Raw genomic sequence first — 15522 nt, 5'->3', positions numbered from 1 at the left:
CTCATTTCCGGCGAACTGCCCGCCGGGTACCTTGAGCGCTCCGAACAGCACCGGCGCGCGCCTTGCCATCCTCCAGCCTCCCACCCCTCAATGACACAGAACCCGCCCTGCCCTGGACCGGGCGCAATCCGGTCAGTGCCGGCTGGTTCGAGATGCGCCCGGTGCGCGTGCCGCGCGATGCGCGGCCGGTCTATGACGAAGACATGGATTGCATCATCGGCTACCACCGCAGCTTTGCCGCGGTGGCGTCCACCTATGACCTCGCGGGCCAGGTCATGGCGCTCGATGCATGTCCGGATGAGGATGGCGCGGCGCGTGCGCCGCTGCTGGTCGCCGGCACGCTGTGGCAGCCGCGCGTGCGCGGCATGACGCGCAGCGGCGCCGAAGGGGAAGGGCTGGCGGCGCCCGCGGCAACGCTCGCGCGGCTGCGCGGGCGCTTCATCGCACTGGCCCGGCAGCCACTGTATTTCACGCTCGCCGCGCTGGCAGACATGCACGAGCCGATCCGGTTCGTGCCGCTGCATATCCTGCGGCTGGCGATACGCTGTGGCACGCGGCTCGCCGTGGGTGGTGTGGCCGGGGCGGACACCGCCCGCTTCATTGCCCAGATCACGCGACGGGGCGTACCGACCGCCCTGGAACTGACACTGCGCCCGCGCGACCAGACAGTGCTGCGCGTGCGCACCTGGCCGGTCGCGGGCTAGCGGCGCCAGGCGCCTGCGTCGGCGACGAGTCGTGCATGTGAAGCTTGCGGCAGTTCAGCCCGCTTTCCGAGCAGACAGTAATGCACATTTTGCGTGCCGTGCACTCTTTTGGTTGCAAACAGTTGCGAAATAGCCCTTGACATCTGCTAACCTTCAAAGCACGCCACTGGACGTCGGGGACCGACCGCCCGGTGCCGAGGGACGGGAACAACGGGTCAGTGCGCACAAGAAAGACGTCAATCATGCAGCACTCTTTGAAGTATCGGATGGCGTTCGCCACGGCGGGTGTGGTGACGGTGATCATCGTGATGCGCGCCCTCTACGCCCAGTACTACGCCTACGATGGCCTGAAGGAGCTGCTGCAGGCCCAGCAGGACACGCTGGTCAAGATGGAGGCCGAGCAGCTCGATGAAAAGCTGCAGAGCCGGGCCGCCGTCCTGCGCCGGGTGGCACGCCAGCTCTCCCCCATGGCGGCGGCAAAGCCGGCCGACCTGCGCCGGGCCGCGGAGAGTCTGGTGGAAATACCCGAGACCCTCAACGCCGTCTTCCTGGCCGCGCCCGACGGGCAAGTGGTGTTCAGCACCGCCGTGCCGGATGGCGTACACATGCGCGTGGATGACCGCGACTATTTCCGCGATGTCCTGCGCGGCCAGGCGTTCGCGGTGTCGGACCTGATCCAGGGCAGGCAGACCAACTCCCCCGGCGTGGTGCTGGCAGTGCCGATGCGCGGGCCGGGGGGAGAGTTGCGCGGCGTGGTCGGGGGCGTGCTGAATCTCGCCGACAGCAATTTCCTGCGCGAACTTGCGCACAGCCGCGTCGGCACCACCGGCACCTTCTGCCTGGTCTCCGGCGGCAGCAACCCCCGCTATGCGATGCATTCGGACGTTAGCCGGGTGCTGACCCCCGCACTCGCCCTCGGCGAAGCCTGCGGCGCCGACCACGCCCCCTCCCTGCTGGAAGTCCTGACACCGACGCAGCCGATTGTGGCGCGCTACCTGCTGGAATCCAACGGCTGGGAAGTCGTGGCGGTCCTGCCCGCCGCCGAGGCCTATGCGCCACTGGTCAAGGTACGCGAGCGCACCTTCGCCATCGGCGCCCTCACCATGCTGATCGCCGCCGCGCTGATGTGGCTGGTCATGCGCCAGCTGCTCGAGCCGCTGCAGCGGCTGCACCGCGCGGTGCGCCAGATCGGCACCAACCCGGCCGCGGTGGCGGACCTGCCCGTCGGCCGCGCCGACGAGATCGGCGAGCTGGCCGTGACCTTCGCCGAAGTGGTGGCGCAGTTGTCGGAGCGCGAAGCCGCCCTGAAGGCGGCCAAGGACCGCGCCGCCGCAAGCGAGAAGCGCATCGAGGCCATTGCCAACCATGTGCCGGACTTCGTCTCGTTCATCGACATGCAGCAGCGCTATGTCTTCGTCAACCAGGCCTATGCGCAACGCTACGGCGTGCCGGCGCAGCAGATCGTGGGGCTGTCGCTGCGCGAGCTGTGGGGCACGCAGGAATACCTGGCCTGCCACCCATACCTGGAGCAAGCCCGCGCCGGGCAGGCGGTGACCTTTACGCGCGAGAGCGCGGACGGCACCGAATGCATCGAAATCACCTGCCAGCCCGCCTGGAACGATGCCCAGGACACCGTCATCGGCCTGCACATGTTCGGGCGCAACGTCACGCATGAGCGCGAGAAGCTGCGCAGCCTGGAAGCGCAGACCATCTCCGACTACCTCACCGGCCTGCTCAACCGCAAGGGGTTCGACCGGCGCCTGGCCGAATCCATGGCGCGCGCCAGCACCGGCGCGCGGCCGCTGGCGCTGCTGCTGGTGGACCTGGACGACTTCAAGGGCGTCAACGACAACTTTGGCCATCCGGTGGGCGACCAGCTGCTGGTGGCCTTCGCGCAGCGGTTGCGCGCCTGCGTACGCAAGGGCGATGCGGTCGCGCGCATCGGCGGCGACGAATTCGCGGTGATCCTGGATGGCATTGCCGACCGCAATGCCCTGACATCGGTCGCCAACACCATCGTGCAGGCGGCGCGCATGCCCTTCATGATCGAAGGCCACACGGTGGCGGCATCGGCCAGCGTCGGCTCGGCCATCCATGACGCGCGCCATGCCATGACCGTCAGCGAGCTGTTCATGCATGCCGACATAGCGCTGTATGAGGCCAAGCGGCATGGGAAGGCGTGTTATGCGGTGCAGTCAGGAGCGCAAGAGGCTAGCTCCGAAACGTCAGACTTGGCAACGTAGAAGAACGCGCGCCGAATTCAGGGCCCTGATGTCCCATTGGATGCTCCCCTCTCCCGCAAGGGAGAGGGGAGCAAACCGGCAGCCTTCAACCGTTGCCGGCAACCCAATACACATCAGCACATCAGCACATCCGCGCCTCAGCGCACCTTCCCTTCCTTCCACGCCTGCAGCAGCTTGTCGTAGGCAATGGTCTCGCCCTTCGGCTTCTCATCGCCCAGCTTCTTCCACGGTGCGTGATCGCCTGACAGCCACTTGCCGGGATCGCCCTTCGGGTTGAGCTTGGGCGCGCAGTTGCTCATGCCGGCGCGCTGCAGTCGCGCCATGACCTGGTCCATTTCCTCGGCCAGCGTGTCCATGGCGGCTTGCGGGGTCTTTTCGCCGGTTACCGCGGTGGCCACGTTCTTCCACCATAGCTGGGCCAGCTTCGGATAGTCAGGCACGTTGGTGCCGGTCGGCGTCCAGGCCACGCGCGCGGGGCTGCGGTAGAACTCGATCAGCCCGCCGTACTTGGCCGCATTCTTGGTCAGGTAGTCGTGGTGGATGTCACTGTCGCGGATAAAGGTCAGCCCGGTCAGCGACTTCTTCAGCGATACCGTCTTGGAGGTCACGAACTGCGCGTACAACCAGGCGGCCGCCAGCTTGTCGGGATCGGTGTTCTTGAAGAAGGTCCACGAGCCCACGTCCTGGTAGCCGTTCTGCATGCCTTGCTTCCAGTACGGGCCGTAGGGCGACGGTGCCATGCGCCACTTGGGCGAGCCGTCGGTATTGACCACTGGCAGGCCCTTCTTGGTCATGTCCGCGGTGAAGGCGGTGTACCAGAAGACCTGCTGCGCCACCTGGCCCTGCGCGGGCACCGGGCCGGCCTCGGAGAACGTCATGCCCATGGCCTGCGGCGGGGCGTACTTCTTCATCCAGTCGACGTACTTGGTCAGCGCGTAGACCGCCGCGGGGCTGTTGGTGGCGCCGCCGCGCGACACCGAAGCGCCCACCGGCGTGCACTTGTCCTCGGCCACGCGGATGCCCCACTCGTCCACCGGCATGCCGTTGGGCAGGCCCTTGTCGGCGGCACCGGCCATCGACAGCCACGCGTCGGTGAAGCGCCAGCCCAGCGACGGGTCCTTCTTGCCGTAGTCCATATGGCCGTAGACCTTCTTACCGTCGAGCTCCTTCACGTCATTGGTGAAGAAATTGGCAATGTCCTCGTAGGCCGACCAGTTGGTCGGCACGCCCAGGTCGTAGCCGTACCTGGCCTTGAACTTGTCCTGCAGGTCCTTGCGCGCGAACCAGTCGGCGCGGAACCAGTAAAGGTTGGCGAACTGCTGGTCGGGCAGCTGGTACAGCTTGCCGTCCGGCGCGGTGGTGAACTTGGTGCCGATGAAGTCCTTCACATCCAGCCCGGGGTTGGTCCACTCCTTGCCCGCACCGCTCATGTAATCGGTCAGTGGCAGGATCGAGCCATAGCGGTAGTGCGTGCCGATCAGGTCGGAGTCGGAGATCCAGCCGTCGTAGATCGACTTGCCGGACTGCATCGAGGTCTGCAGCTTCTCCACCACGTCGCCTTCCTGGATCAGGTCATGCTTGACCTTGATGCCGGTGATCTCCTCGAACGCCCTGGCCAGGGTCTTGGATTCGTACTCGTGCGTGGTGAGGGTCTCCGACACGACGCTGATCTGCGTGACGCCCCTGGCCTTGAGCCTGGCCGCGGCATCGATAAACCATTTCATCTCCGCCGCCTGCTTGTCCTTGGCCAGCGACGAGGGCTGGAACTCATTGTCGATCCACTTCTTCGCTTCCGCTTCGCCCGCCCAGGCGGACCCGCAAGCCAGCGCAGCCGCGCAGGCAAGGGCTGACATCCCCAACTTCACGTGCACTTTCATCCGTGTCTCCTCAAGAATTCCCCTCCCCGGCTTGTCGTCTGGATGGCGGCCCCGGGACAGGGATAAGCCGCAAGTCCTGTTCATGCCTGCCCGATAGCGCTAGCCTTTGCGCAAGACCAGCGCCAGCACCAGCATGGACACCACGAAGCTGATCCACACCGAGGGCTCTTCCGCCAGCGACAGCCACGCCGCAACCTTCTCGCCCAGCCCCACCCACGCCAGGTTGACCCAGGCCGCGCACATCAGCCCGATAAACAGCCGGTCGCCGCGCGTGGTGGCGATCGGCAGGAAGCCCTTGCGCAGCACCGACGGCAAACGGACTTCCAGGATCGTCATGCCGATCAGCATGACCACGATGCAGGCAAAGAACACCGCCACCGGTGTGGTCCACACCATCCAGCTCAGCATTGCGCCGTCTCCTAGCGTTGGCTTCAGGAACTACAAGGCAGGGATTACACGCGGCCCATCGCGAAGCCCTTCGCGATGTAATGCCGCACGAACCAGATCACGATGCCGCCGGGAACGATGGTCAGCACGCCGGCCGCGGCCAGCACGCCCCAGTCCATGCCCGAGGCCGACACCGTGCGTGTCATGGTGGCCACGATGGGCTTGGCGTTGACCGAGGTCAGCGTGCGCGCCAGCAGCAGCTCCACCCAGCTGAACATGAAGCAGAAGAATGCCGCCACGCCAACGCCGGCCTTGATCAGCGGCAGGAAGATGGCCACGAAGAAGCGCGGGAACGAGTAGCCGTCGACATAGGCCGTTTCGTCGATCTCGCGCGGCACGCCCGACATGAAGCCCTCCAGGATCCACACCGCCAGCGGCACGTTGAAGACCAGGTGCGCCAGCGCCACGCCCAGGTGCGTATCCATCAGCCCGATGGTGCTGTAGAGCTGGAAGAACGGCAGCAGGAACACCGCCGGCGGCGTCATGCGGTTGGTCAGCAGCCAGAAGAACACATGCTTGTCGCCGATGAACTGGTAGCGCGAAAAGGCATAGGCCGCCGGCAGCGCCACGCTGATCGAGATCACCGTGTTCATCGCCACATAGATCATCGAATTGACATAGCCCGAGTACCACGACGGATCGGTGAAGATGGTCCGGTAGTGCTCCAGCGTGAATTCGGCCGGCCACAGCGACAGCGTGGAGACGATTTCCTCGTTGGTCTTGAACGACATGTTCACCATCCAGTAGATCGGCACGATGGCGAACAGCAGGTAAGCCAGCAGGAAGCCGGCGCGCCACCAGGTGGCGCGGCTGGCCTGCGCAGGGATCACCGCAGGGACCACGGAAGGGATTACGGAAGCCATCTCAGCCATGGGGCATGTCCTCGCTGCCGGCGGTGCCCGCGCGCTGCATCCAGTTGTAGAGGATGAAACACATGAGCAGGATGATCAGGAAATAGACGATGGAAAACGCCGCCGCAGGGCCCAGGTCGAACTGGCCCACGGCCTTTTGCGTCAGGTACTGCGACAGGAACGTGGTGGCGTTGCCGGGACCGCCGCCGGTCAGCACGAACGGCTCGGTATAGATCATGAAGCTGTCCATGAAGCGCAGCAGCACCGCGATCATCAGCACCCCGCGCAGCTTGGGCAGCTGGATAAAGCGGAACACCGCCAGGCGCGAGGCGCCGTCGATCTGCGCGGCCTGATAGTAAGCGTCGGGGATGGCGCGCAGGCCAGCGTAGCACAGCAGCGCCACCAGCGGCGTCCAGTGCCAGACGTCCATCACCAGCACCGTGACCCAGGCATCGAAGGCGCTGCCGGTGTAGTTGTAATCGAAGCCCATCGCCGCCAGCGCGGCGCCCAGCAGGCCGATATCGGTGCGCCCGAAGATCTGCCAGATGGTGCCGACCACGTTCCACGGGATCAGCAGCGACAGCGCGATGGTCACTAGCACCGCCGACGCCTTCCAGCCCTTTGCCGGCATCGACAAGGCCAGCAGGATGCCGAGCGGGATCTCCACCAGCAGCACCGCCAGCGAAAAACCGAGCTGGCGCAGCAGCGCGTCGTGCAGCTCGCCGTCGCGCAGCACGGTGCGGAACCATTCGGTGCCGACGAACACGCGCCGCTCGGGCGAGATGATGTCCTGCACCGAATAATTGACGATGGTCATCAGCGGCAGGATGGCGGAGAACGCCACGCACGCCACCACCGGCAACACCAGCAGCCAGGCCTTCTGGTTGACGGGCTTCATGACACCAGTTCCTCATTGACGTAGTAGCAGGTATGCCGGTTGAACACCGACAGCCAGGCCGTGTCGCCCGCGCGCAGGCCGGCCGCCTCGACGCCCAGCCGTGCGCGCAGCGTGCCGGCCAGTGCGCCCGCCTCCTTCACGCCGCTGGTCAGCAACCAGTAAGTGCCGATGTCCTGCGCGCGCTCCACCCGCACCGGCACCGCCTGCGTGTCGCGCTCCGGTGCCAGGCGCAGGTATTCGGGCCGCACGCCGATGCGGAAGCTGCCGGCCTCGCGCAGCGCCGCTCCGACCGAGGCCGATAGCTCCGGCGTGTAGCGGCGCCCGGCCAGCTCGATCGCGCCGTCGCGCCATTGCCCGGGCAGGAAATTCATGCCCGGCGAGCCGATGAAGTGCCCGACGAAGGTATGCGCAGGCCGCTCGAACAGCGCATCGGCCGGCCCCACCTGCACCGCCTTGCCGCGCGACATCACCACCACCTGGTCGGCAAAGGTCAGGGCCTCGGTCTGGTCGTGCGTCACGTAGATCAGCGTCAGGCGGAACTCGTGGTGGATTTCCTTGAGCTTGCGCCGCAGCTGCCATTTGAGCTGCGGGTCGATCACCGTCAGCGGCTCGTCGAAGAGAATGGCCGACACGTCCTGGCGCACCAGCCCGCGCCCCAGCGAGATCTTCTGCTTGGCGTCGGCGGCCAGGCCGCTGGCGCGGCGGTCGAGCGTTGCCGACAGGTCCAGCATCTCGGCAACGCGCCCTACCCGCTCGCGCACCTGGGCTTCCGGCACGCCGCGGTTGCGCAGCGGGAAGGCCAGGTTCTCGCCAACGGTCATGGTGTCGTAGATCACCGGGAACTGGAACACCTGGGCGATATTGCGCGCCTGCGGCGTGGCCGCGGTCACATCGCGGCCATCGAAGGCGATGGTGCCGTGCGAGGGCCGCAGCAACCCGGAAATGCAGTTCAGCAGCGTGGTCTTGCCGCAGCCGGACGGGCCCAGCAGCGCATAGGCGCCGCCGTCTTCAAAGGTGAAGCGCAACGGCAGCAGCGCGTAGTCTTCATCCGTACGCGGGGTTGGCACATAGGAGTGCGCCAGGTCCAGGTCGATGCGCGCCATCTCAGCCCCCTGCCCCGGCAGCCGCGACCGTGCCGCCCGGCACCTCCGCCGCCAGCCCGCCCGGCCGGCGCGGCGCGTGGATGCGGCGGCCGTCGGCGTCGAACAGGTAGATCTGCTCGGGCAGCAGGTGCAGCGACACCGGCTCGCCCAGCTGCAGGTCGAGCACGCCGGCGAACTGCGCCACCAGGTTGCCCACCGGGGTATCGGCGTGGACGAAGGTGTCGGACCCCGACAGCTCGGCCAGCGCCACGCGCCCGGGCACCGCCACCGCGCCAGGCTCGCCGGCCAGGCGCAAGGCCGACGCCCGCACGCCCATCGTGACCGGGCCATCCTGCCCGTCCGCGCCGGGCACCGGCACCGAGATCTCGCCGGCCAGCGTGACCCGGCCGCCCTGCAGCCTGCCTTCGACCAGGTTCATCGGCGGATCGTTGAACGCGCGCGCCACGCGCAGTGATTCGGGATAGTGGAAGACCTGCGGGGTCGGGCCGTACTGCAGCAGCTCGCCCGCATCCAGCACCGCGGTATGCCCGCCCAGCAGCAGCGCTTCGCCGGGCTCGGTGGTGGCGTAGATCACGGTGGCGTCGCCATGCGCGAACAGCTGGGCCAGCTCCTCGCGCAGCTCTTCGCGCAGCTTGTAGTCAAGGTTGACCAGCGGCTCGTCCAGCAGCATCAGCGGCGCCTCCTTGGCCAGCGCGCGCGCCAGGGCCACGCGCTGCTGCTGCCCCCCGGACAGTTCCGACGGGTAGCGGTCCAGCAGGTGATCGATGTGCAGCCGCGCCGCCAGCTCGCGCACGCGCGCGCCGACCTCGCCGGCCGGGGCCTTGCGCCGCAGCTTCAGCGGCGAGGCGATGTTGTCGAAGACCTTGAGCGACGGGTAGTTGATGAACTGCTGGTAGACCATCGACACATTGCGCTCGCGCACCGGCATGCCGGTCACGTCGTGGCCGTCGACCAGCACGCGGCCGGCGCTGGGCCGGTCCAGCCCCGCCATCACCCGCATCAGCGAGGTCTTGCCCGCCTGCGTGGCGCCCAGCAGGATGGTCACCGCGCCGGGGACCGGGGCCAGCGTCATCGGATAGAGATACGCCTGCGAACCTGCCTGCTGTGCGACGCCTTCCAAACGTAGCTGCATCCGGTCTCCATGTTCGATATGCTTCCCGCATCACAGCTATCGCTCGATGCGGGCGCACAAATCTTGGCTTGCGTTCGTTTTAGCAACAAAACGAACATAAAACAATAGTGCACTGCATCATTTGTTTTCGTTTCTGTTTGAACTAGAATCCCGGCATGACCCTGAATCCCCGCCAGACGGCCCTGCTTGAAGAAGTCCGCACCCAGGGCTTTGCCTCCATCGACGAACTTGCGCGCAAGTTCGGCGTCACGCTCCAGACGGTGCGCCGCGACGTCAACCTGCTGGCCGAGAACGGCATGCTGGCGCGCTTCCATGGCGGGGTGCGGGTGGAGGGCTCCACCACCGAGAACATTGCCTACCGGCAGCGGCAGGTGCTCAATGCCGAGGGCAAGGCGCGCATCGCGCGCGCGGTGGCGGCCGCGGTGCCCGAAGGCTGCTCGCTGATCCTGAATATCGGCACCACGGTGGAAGAAATCGCGCGCGGGCTGATGCACCATCGCGGGCTGCGCGTGATCACCAACAACCTCAACGTAGCCAACATCCTGGCCGACAATCCCGATTGCGAGGTCATCGTCGCCGGCGGCGTGCTGCGCTCACGCGACCGCGGCATCGTGGGCGAGGCCACGGTGGAGTTCATCCGCCAGTTCAAGGTCGATATCGGGCTGATCGGCATCTCGGGCATCGAGACCGACGGCACGCTGCGCGACTACGACTTCCGCGAGGTCAAGGTGGCGCGGACCATCATCGAGCATTCACGCGAGGTATGGCTGGCGGCGGATATCAGCAAGTTCAACCGCCAGGCGATGGTGGAGCTGGCGCATGTGTCGGAGGTCGACCGGCTCTTTACCGACGAGCCGCTGGCGGCGCCGTTCGACCAGATCCTGGCCGACAGTGGGGTGCAGTGTGTGGTGGCGGAGCGGGATTGAGCGCGGCGTGGGCCGTCATGTCGCTGCCGCGTGGGCGGTGGAGCCGGAGGGGATGCCGGGTGCGCGGGCAGCGCGTGGCGCGTTGGTCCTGACACACGCCTGCCCTCTCCCCCGGCCCCTCTCCCGCAAGCGGGAGACGGGAGCAAACCCCGGGGGAAACGAAGGATTACTTGAACACCACGGTCTTGTGGCCGTTCAGCAGGATGCGGTGTTCGGCATGCCACTTGACCGCGCGCGCCAGCGCCACGCATTCCACGTCGCGTCCCACGGCGGTCAGTTGCTCCGGGTCCATGCTGTGGTCCACGCGCTCGATCTCCTGCTCGATGATCGGACCTTCGTCCAGGTCGGCGGTGACATAGTGCGCGGTGGCGCCGATCAGCTTCACGCCGCGGTCATGGGCCTGGTAGTACGGCTTGGCGCCCTTGAAGCTGGGCAGGAACGAATGGTGGATATTGATCGCGCGGCCGGCCAGCTTGCGGCACAGGTCGTCGGACAGCACCTGCATGTAGCGCGCCAGCACCACCAGGTCGATCTTCTGCTCCTGCACCACGTCGAAGACGCGCGCTTCCTGCGCGGCCTTCTGCTCGGCCGAGGCGTTCATCAGCGGCAGGTGGAAGAACGGCACGTCATACGACGCCGCCAGCTGGTAGAAGTCGCGGTGGTTCGAGACGATGGCCGCGATCTCGACCGGCAGGCCGCCCACCTTGGCGCGGAACAGCAGGTCGTTGAGGCAATGGCCGATCTTGGACACCATGATCATCACGCGCGGCTTGACCGTGGCGTCGTTCAGCTCCCATTGCATGCCGAACTGGTCGCCCACCGGCGTGAACGCTGCCTTCAGCGTGTCCAGGTCCGGACCGCCGGCGGCCGGCGTGAAATGCACGCGCATGAAGAAGCGGCCGGTGAATTCGTCACCGTATTGGTCGGAATCGACGATATTGCAGCCGCGCTCGGCCAGCATGCCCGAAACGGCATGGACGATGCCCGGCTGGTCGGGGCACGAGAGGGTCAGGATGAATCCGGTGTTGCTCATGGTGTGTGGTTCTGTCGGAGTGGCGCGGCGCAGGGCCGGGGAAACCAGGTCGGCAAGGTCGGCTCGGTCGGTACGCGAACAGGCGGGGGCTCAGGCGCGATGGCCGGCACCGAGCCAGCCACGCCGTCCAAGGGCATCCAGCGTCACCATTGTCGCATCGACCGTCATGGCGCCGGCCGACATGATAGCAAGCAATGCCGCCACGCCGACGCGCCGGTGCTCGCTGACCTCGCCGTCCTGGTTATGCGGCGTGAAGCCGGGCGGCAGCAGCAGGTCGTAGACATAGACCTGTTCCCACTGCACGCCTTCGGGCAGGTCGCGCAGCACCTCGATCACGCCGTGGGCCTGCGCGCCCCGCGCCAGTTCGGGCGGGATGCCGGACTCTTCCTCGCACTCGCGCACCAGCGTCGCCAGCGGATCGCTGCCGTGCGGCATGCCGCCGGCCACCAGGTTGTCCCACATGCCGGGGTCGACGGCCTTGGCCGGGCTGCGCCGCGAGATCCACAGCGCGGGGACGCCCTCGGGCTGTGCACCCATCCCGCCATCGACAATGCCGTTCATGTGCGAGGCAAAGGTCAGCAGCCCCAGAAAGCGCGCCGCGGCGCGCTCCACCACCGCGACCGCGGGCGCATCCAGCGCCGGGGTCACCGCGAACAACTCATCGCGCCAGCCGCGCACATGGCCGGCATCGGCCAGCTGGCGGGCCAGCGCCTGCAGCGCGGCGCTGCGCGCGTTGAAATCGTCGCGCCCCGGCAGCAACGCCACGGCGGCGGTGCCATCGGCCAGGCGCTCGTCCGGCCCGAGCACGCCGCCCATGCCGCGCAGGATGCCGGCATGCGCGCGCGGCAGCCAGCCGACCTGCAGGCCGGACACCATCAGGCGCAGCTTGGTGGCGGGATCGAAGCCGCTGCGCGCCGCCAGCGAAGCGGCAATCCGCGCCGCCGGGGTGCCGGCGGCATCGGCAGCCGGCAGGAAAGACATTTCAGCCATCAGGAATCCATGCGCCGGCCAGGCCGGCGCGCTTTGTCATTGTCAGGATCGAACGCATGAACCAGCCAGCCGCGCAGGCCCAGCGCCCTGCATCGTCCCAGCTTCCCACCGAGCCGCAATATGTGCTGGCGCTCGACCAGGGGACCAGCAGCTCGCGGGCCATCCTGTTCGACCATGCCGGCAGCGTGGTGCGGCTCGCGCAGCGCGAGTTCCGCCAATATTACCCACATCCCGGCCATGTCGAGCACGATCCCCACGAGATCTGGCAGACGCAGCTGGCGGTGGCGCACGCGGTGCTGGCCGATGCCGGCATCTCGGCCTCGCAGGTGCGCGCCATCGGCATCACCAACCAGCGCGAGACCACCGTGCTGTGGGACCGCAACACCGGCGAGCCGGTCGGCCGCGCGCTGGTCTGGCAGGACCGCCGCACCGCGCCCATGTGCGAGGCACTGCAGGCCGCCGGGCACGGCGAGCTGTTCCGCGAGAAGACCGGCCTGATCATCGACGCGTACTTCTCCGGCACCAAGCTGCGCTGGATGCTCGACAACATCGAAGGCGCGCGCGAACGCGCCCAGCGCGGCGAGCTGGCCTTCGGCACCGTCGACAGCTGGCTGATCTGGCAGCTGACCGACGGCGCGCGCCATGTCACCGATGTGTCAAATGCCTCGCGCACGATGCTGTTCAATATCCACAGCTTCGAATGGGACGACACGTTGCTGGCACTGCTCGACATCCCGCACGCGCTGCTGCCCGAGGTGGTTGAGTCCAGCGGCGAGGTGGCGCGCACGTCGGCGCGGCTGTTCGGCATGCAGATCCCCATTGCCGGCATCGCCGGCGACCAGCAGGCGGCTACCTTCGGCCAGGCCTGCCTGTCGCCGGGCATGGCCAAGAACACCTATGGTACCGGCTGCTTCCTGCTGATGAACACAGGCTCGCAGCCAGTGGTCTCGCGCAACCGGCTGCTGACCACGGTCGGCTGGCAGATCGGCGGCCAGACCCGGTACTGCCTGGAGGGCGGCGTGTTCATGGGCGGCGCCACCATCCAGTGGCTGCGCGACGGCCTGAAGATCATCAACAGCGCGCCCGAGGTCGAGCCGCTGGCGCGCCAGTGCGACGACACCGGCGGCGTGGTGCTGGTGCCCGCCTTTGCCGGGCTGGGCGCGCCGCACTGGGACGCCTTTGCGCGCGGCACGCTGGTCGGCATGACGCGCGGCACGGGCCGGCCGCAGATCGCGCGCGCGGCGCTGGAGTCGATCGCGCTGCAGAGCGTCGACGTGCTCGAGGCCATGCAGAAAGACGCCGGCATCTCGCTGGCCGAGCTGCGCGTGGACGGCGGCGCCTCGCGCAGCGACCTGCTGATGCAGATGCAGGCCGACCTGCTCGGCACCCCGGTGGTGCGCCCGCGCGTGACCGAAACCACCGCGCTGGGCGCCGCCTACCTGGCCGGGCTGGCCACCGGCTACTGGAGCGATCCGGCGCAGATCGCGCAACAATGGCAGGTGGAGCGGCGCTTTGAGCCAAACCTGTCGGCCGACGAACGCAGCCACCGGCTGGCACGCTGGCACCGCGCCGTCGACCGTGCGCGCGACTGGGCGCGCGAGGACGAAAGCAACGGCGGCCACGCCTGACCAGGGCCGCAGAGCACACATCGAGCACACACCTGAAATCAGCGTCATGCAAAGAATTCCCCCCCCGATCCAGCCACCTGAGCGCGCCGCCCTGCTCGCCACGCTTGAGCGCGAGCCGCGCTGGGACGTGATCGTCATCGGCGGCGGCGCCACCGGCCTGGGCACGGCGGTCGATGCCGCCTCGCGCGGCTACCGCACGCTGCTGGTCGAAGCCGCGGACTTTGCCAAGGGCACCTCCAGCAAGGCCACCAAGCTGGTGCATGGCGGCGTGCGCTACCTGGCCCAGGGCAATATCAGCCTGGTACGCGAGGCCCTGCACGAGCGCGGCCTGCTGGCGCGCAACGCGCCGCACCTGGTGTGGCCGCTGGGCTTCGTGGTGCCGGCCTACCAGATGTTCGACCAGCCCTTCTACGGCATCGGCCTGAAGGTCTATGACATGCTGGCCGGCAACCTCAACCTGGCCGGCAGCCGCTGGCTGAACCACCGCGAAGTGCTGGCCGCGGCGCCCAACCTGGCCGAGCATGTCGGCGGGCGTGCGCTGCGCGGCGGCAACCTGTATTTCGACGGCCAGTTCGACGATGCGCGGCTGGCGGTGGCGCTGATGCGCACCCTGTTCGACGTGGGCGGCACCGCGATCAACTACATGCGCGTGACGGGCTTGAGCCAGCAAGGCGGCGTGATCAGCGGCGTGACGGTGCAGGATGCGCTCGGCGACGCCAGCTTCCGGCTGCGTGCGGACTGCGTGATCAATGCTACCGGCGTGTGGGTCGATGCGATCCGCCAGATGGAAGACGGCCACGCCCGCGCCATGGTCGCGCCCAGCCAGGGCGTGCACCTGACGCTGCCGCGCAGCTTCCTGCCGGGCGAGCGCGCCATCCTGATCCCCAAGACCGACGACGGCCGGGTGTTGTTCGTCGTGCCCTGGAATGGCCATACCATCGTCGGCACCACCGACACGCCGCGCCGCGACCTGCCGCTGGAGCCCGACGCCGGTGCCGACGATGTCGATTTCATCCTGGAAACTGCGTCACGCTACCTGGCCAGGGACCCGACCCGCGCCGACGTCACCAGCGTCTGGGCCGGCCTGCGGCCGCTGGTGCGGGCCACCGGCGAGGCCTCGACCGCGTCGCTGTCGCGCGAACATACGATCCTGGTGTCCAGGGCCGGGCTGATCACCGTCACCGGCGGCAAGTGGACCACCTACCGCAAGATGGCCGAAGACGTGATCGAGACCGCGATCCAGCGCCAGATGGTGCGCGCGGCCCCGTGCGTGACTGCGGAGTTGCCGCTGCACGGCGCCGCGGGCTTGCCCGCCGAACTGCCGCCGACGGATACAGGCTCACCGGACCGCTACTACGGCAACGAGTTGGACGTGCTGCGCGCGCTGCCGGGCCACGACCGCATGCTGGCGCCGGCATCGGGCCTGACCGAGGCCCATGTGCGCTTTGCCGCCCGGCATGAACTGGCCCGCCGGGTCGAGGACGTGCTGGCCCGCCGCAACCGCGCGCTGTTCCTGGACGCCCGGGCGGCTGTCGACGCCGCCCCGGCCGTGGCCGCGATCCTGGCCGATGAACTCGGCGAGGACGACACCTGGCAGGCGCGCGAAGTCGAGAGCTTCCGCACGCTCGCCGCCGGCTACATGCTCGGCTGATACACCACGCATCGACCAAGGCTGATGCAGGCCGAAAAC

The 15522-nt window shown here is 67.8% G+C and carries 13 protein-coding genes; 5 read left to right on the top strand and 8 right to left on the bottom strand.

Features of this window, described 5'->3' with window-relative positions:
- Nucleotides 1-62 precede the first annotated feature (62 nt).
- Complete coding sequence (locus ACZ5MJ_RS05265; RefSeq protein ID WP_464222775.1) at nucleotides 63-704, top strand: hypothetical protein; 642 nt, start codon at nucleotides 63-65, stop codon at nucleotides 702-704.
- Nucleotides 705-946: 242 nt separating this feature from the next.
- Nucleotides 947-2947 (top strand): sensor domain-containing diguanylate cyclase, encoded by a 2001-nt coding sequence (locus ACZ5MJ_RS05260; RefSeq protein ID WP_464222774.1) that lies wholly within the window; start codon nucleotides 947-949, stop codon nucleotides 2945-2947.
- Nucleotides 2948-3084: 137 nt separating this feature from the next.
- Here the strand turns inward: ACZ5MJ_RS05260 and ACZ5MJ_RS05255 are convergent, their stop codons facing one another.
- The 6 genes from ACZ5MJ_RS05255 to ACZ5MJ_RS05230 all read right to left on the bottom strand — a co-directional run bounded on the left by ACZ5MJ_RS05255 (nucleotide 3085) and on the right by ACZ5MJ_RS05230 (nucleotide 9255).
- On the bottom strand, nucleotides 3085-4812 hold the full coding sequence (locus ACZ5MJ_RS05255) for an ABC transporter substrate-binding protein (RefSeq protein ID WP_464223660.1): 1728 nt from the start codon (nucleotides 4810-4812) through the stop codon (nucleotides 3085-3087).
- Nucleotides 4813-4923: 111 nt separating this feature from the next.
- The gene (locus ACZ5MJ_RS05250; protein WP_464222773.1) at nucleotides 4924-5232 is read right to left on the bottom strand and encodes a DUF2160 domain-containing protein; all 309 of its coding nucleotides are present in this window, start codon (nucleotides 5230-5232) and stop codon (nucleotides 4924-4926) included.
- A 44-nt stretch (nucleotides 5233-5276) separates the two neighbouring features.
- Complete coding sequence (locus ACZ5MJ_RS05245) at nucleotides 5277-6134, bottom strand: carbohydrate ABC transporter permease (protein WP_464223659.1); 858 nt, start codon at nucleotides 6132-6134, stop codon at nucleotides 5277-5279.
- Between the two features lies 1 nt (nucleotide 6135).
- Entirely contained in the window at nucleotides 6136-7020 is an 885-nt protein-coding gene (locus tag ACZ5MJ_RS05240; protein ID WP_464222772.1) for a carbohydrate ABC transporter permease, read from the bottom strand.
- On the bottom strand, nucleotides 7017-8123 hold the full coding sequence (locus tag ACZ5MJ_RS05235; protein WP_464222770.1) for an ABC transporter ATP-binding protein: 1107 nt from the start codon (nucleotides 8121-8123) through the stop codon (nucleotides 7017-7019). Before ACZ5MJ_RS05235 ends, ACZ5MJ_RS05240 begins: the two co-directional genes overlap by 4 nt.
- Nucleotide 8124: 1 nt before the next feature.
- Nucleotides 8125-9255 carry an ABC transporter ATP-binding protein gene (locus ACZ5MJ_RS05230; RefSeq protein WP_464222769.1) on the bottom strand — a complete coding sequence of 377 codons (1131 nt, stop codon included), beginning with the start codon at nucleotides 9253-9255 and terminating at the stop codon, nucleotides 8125-8127.
- 155 nt (nucleotides 9256-9410) lie between these two features.
- Here ACZ5MJ_RS05230 and ACZ5MJ_RS05225 point away from each other — a divergent pair, with 155 nt between their 5' ends.
- Complete coding sequence (locus ACZ5MJ_RS05225) at nucleotides 9411-10181, top strand: DeoR/GlpR family DNA-binding transcription regulator (RefSeq protein WP_464222767.1); 771 nt, start codon at nucleotides 9411-9413, stop codon at nucleotides 10179-10181.
- Between the two features lie 166 nt (nucleotides 10182-10347).
- Here the strand turns inward: ACZ5MJ_RS05225 and purU are convergent, their stop codons facing one another.
- Both purU and ACZ5MJ_RS05215 read right to left on the bottom strand, forming a co-directional pair.
- The gene (gene purU, locus ACZ5MJ_RS05220) at nucleotides 10348-11214 is read right to left on the bottom strand and encodes a formyltetrahydrofolate deformylase (RefSeq protein ID WP_464222766.1); all 867 of its coding nucleotides are present in this window, start codon (nucleotides 11212-11214) and stop codon (nucleotides 10348-10350) included.
- A 90-nt stretch (nucleotides 11215-11304) separates the two neighbouring features.
- Nucleotides 11305-12204 carry an NUDIX hydrolase gene (locus ACZ5MJ_RS05215; protein ID WP_464222765.1) on the bottom strand — a complete coding sequence of 300 codons (900 nt, stop codon included), beginning with the start codon at nucleotides 12202-12204 and terminating at the stop codon, nucleotides 11305-11307.
- Nucleotides 12205-12260: 56 nt separating this feature from the next.
- Between ACZ5MJ_RS05215 and glpK the strand changes: the two genes are divergently transcribed.
- Nucleotides 12261-13832, top strand: a complete 1572-nt coding sequence (gene glpK / locus ACZ5MJ_RS05210; protein WP_464222764.1) for a glycerol kinase GlpK — start codon at nucleotides 12261-12263, stop codon at nucleotides 13830-13832.
- Between the two features lie 46 nt (nucleotides 13833-13878).
- Nucleotides 13879-15483 carry a glycerol-3-phosphate dehydrogenase/oxidase gene (locus tag ACZ5MJ_RS05205; protein WP_464222763.1) on the top strand — a complete coding sequence of 535 codons (1605 nt, stop codon included), beginning with the start codon at nucleotides 13879-13881 and terminating at the stop codon, nucleotides 15481-15483.
- The last annotated feature ends 39 nt before the right edge of the window (nucleotides 15484-15522 follow it).

The sequence above is a fragment of the Cupriavidus sp. LA-1 genome, assembly GCF_055385985.1.
The sequence above is the reverse complement of the archived record's forward strand: the minus strand, read 5'-3'. Positions and strand labels throughout refer to the sequence as shown.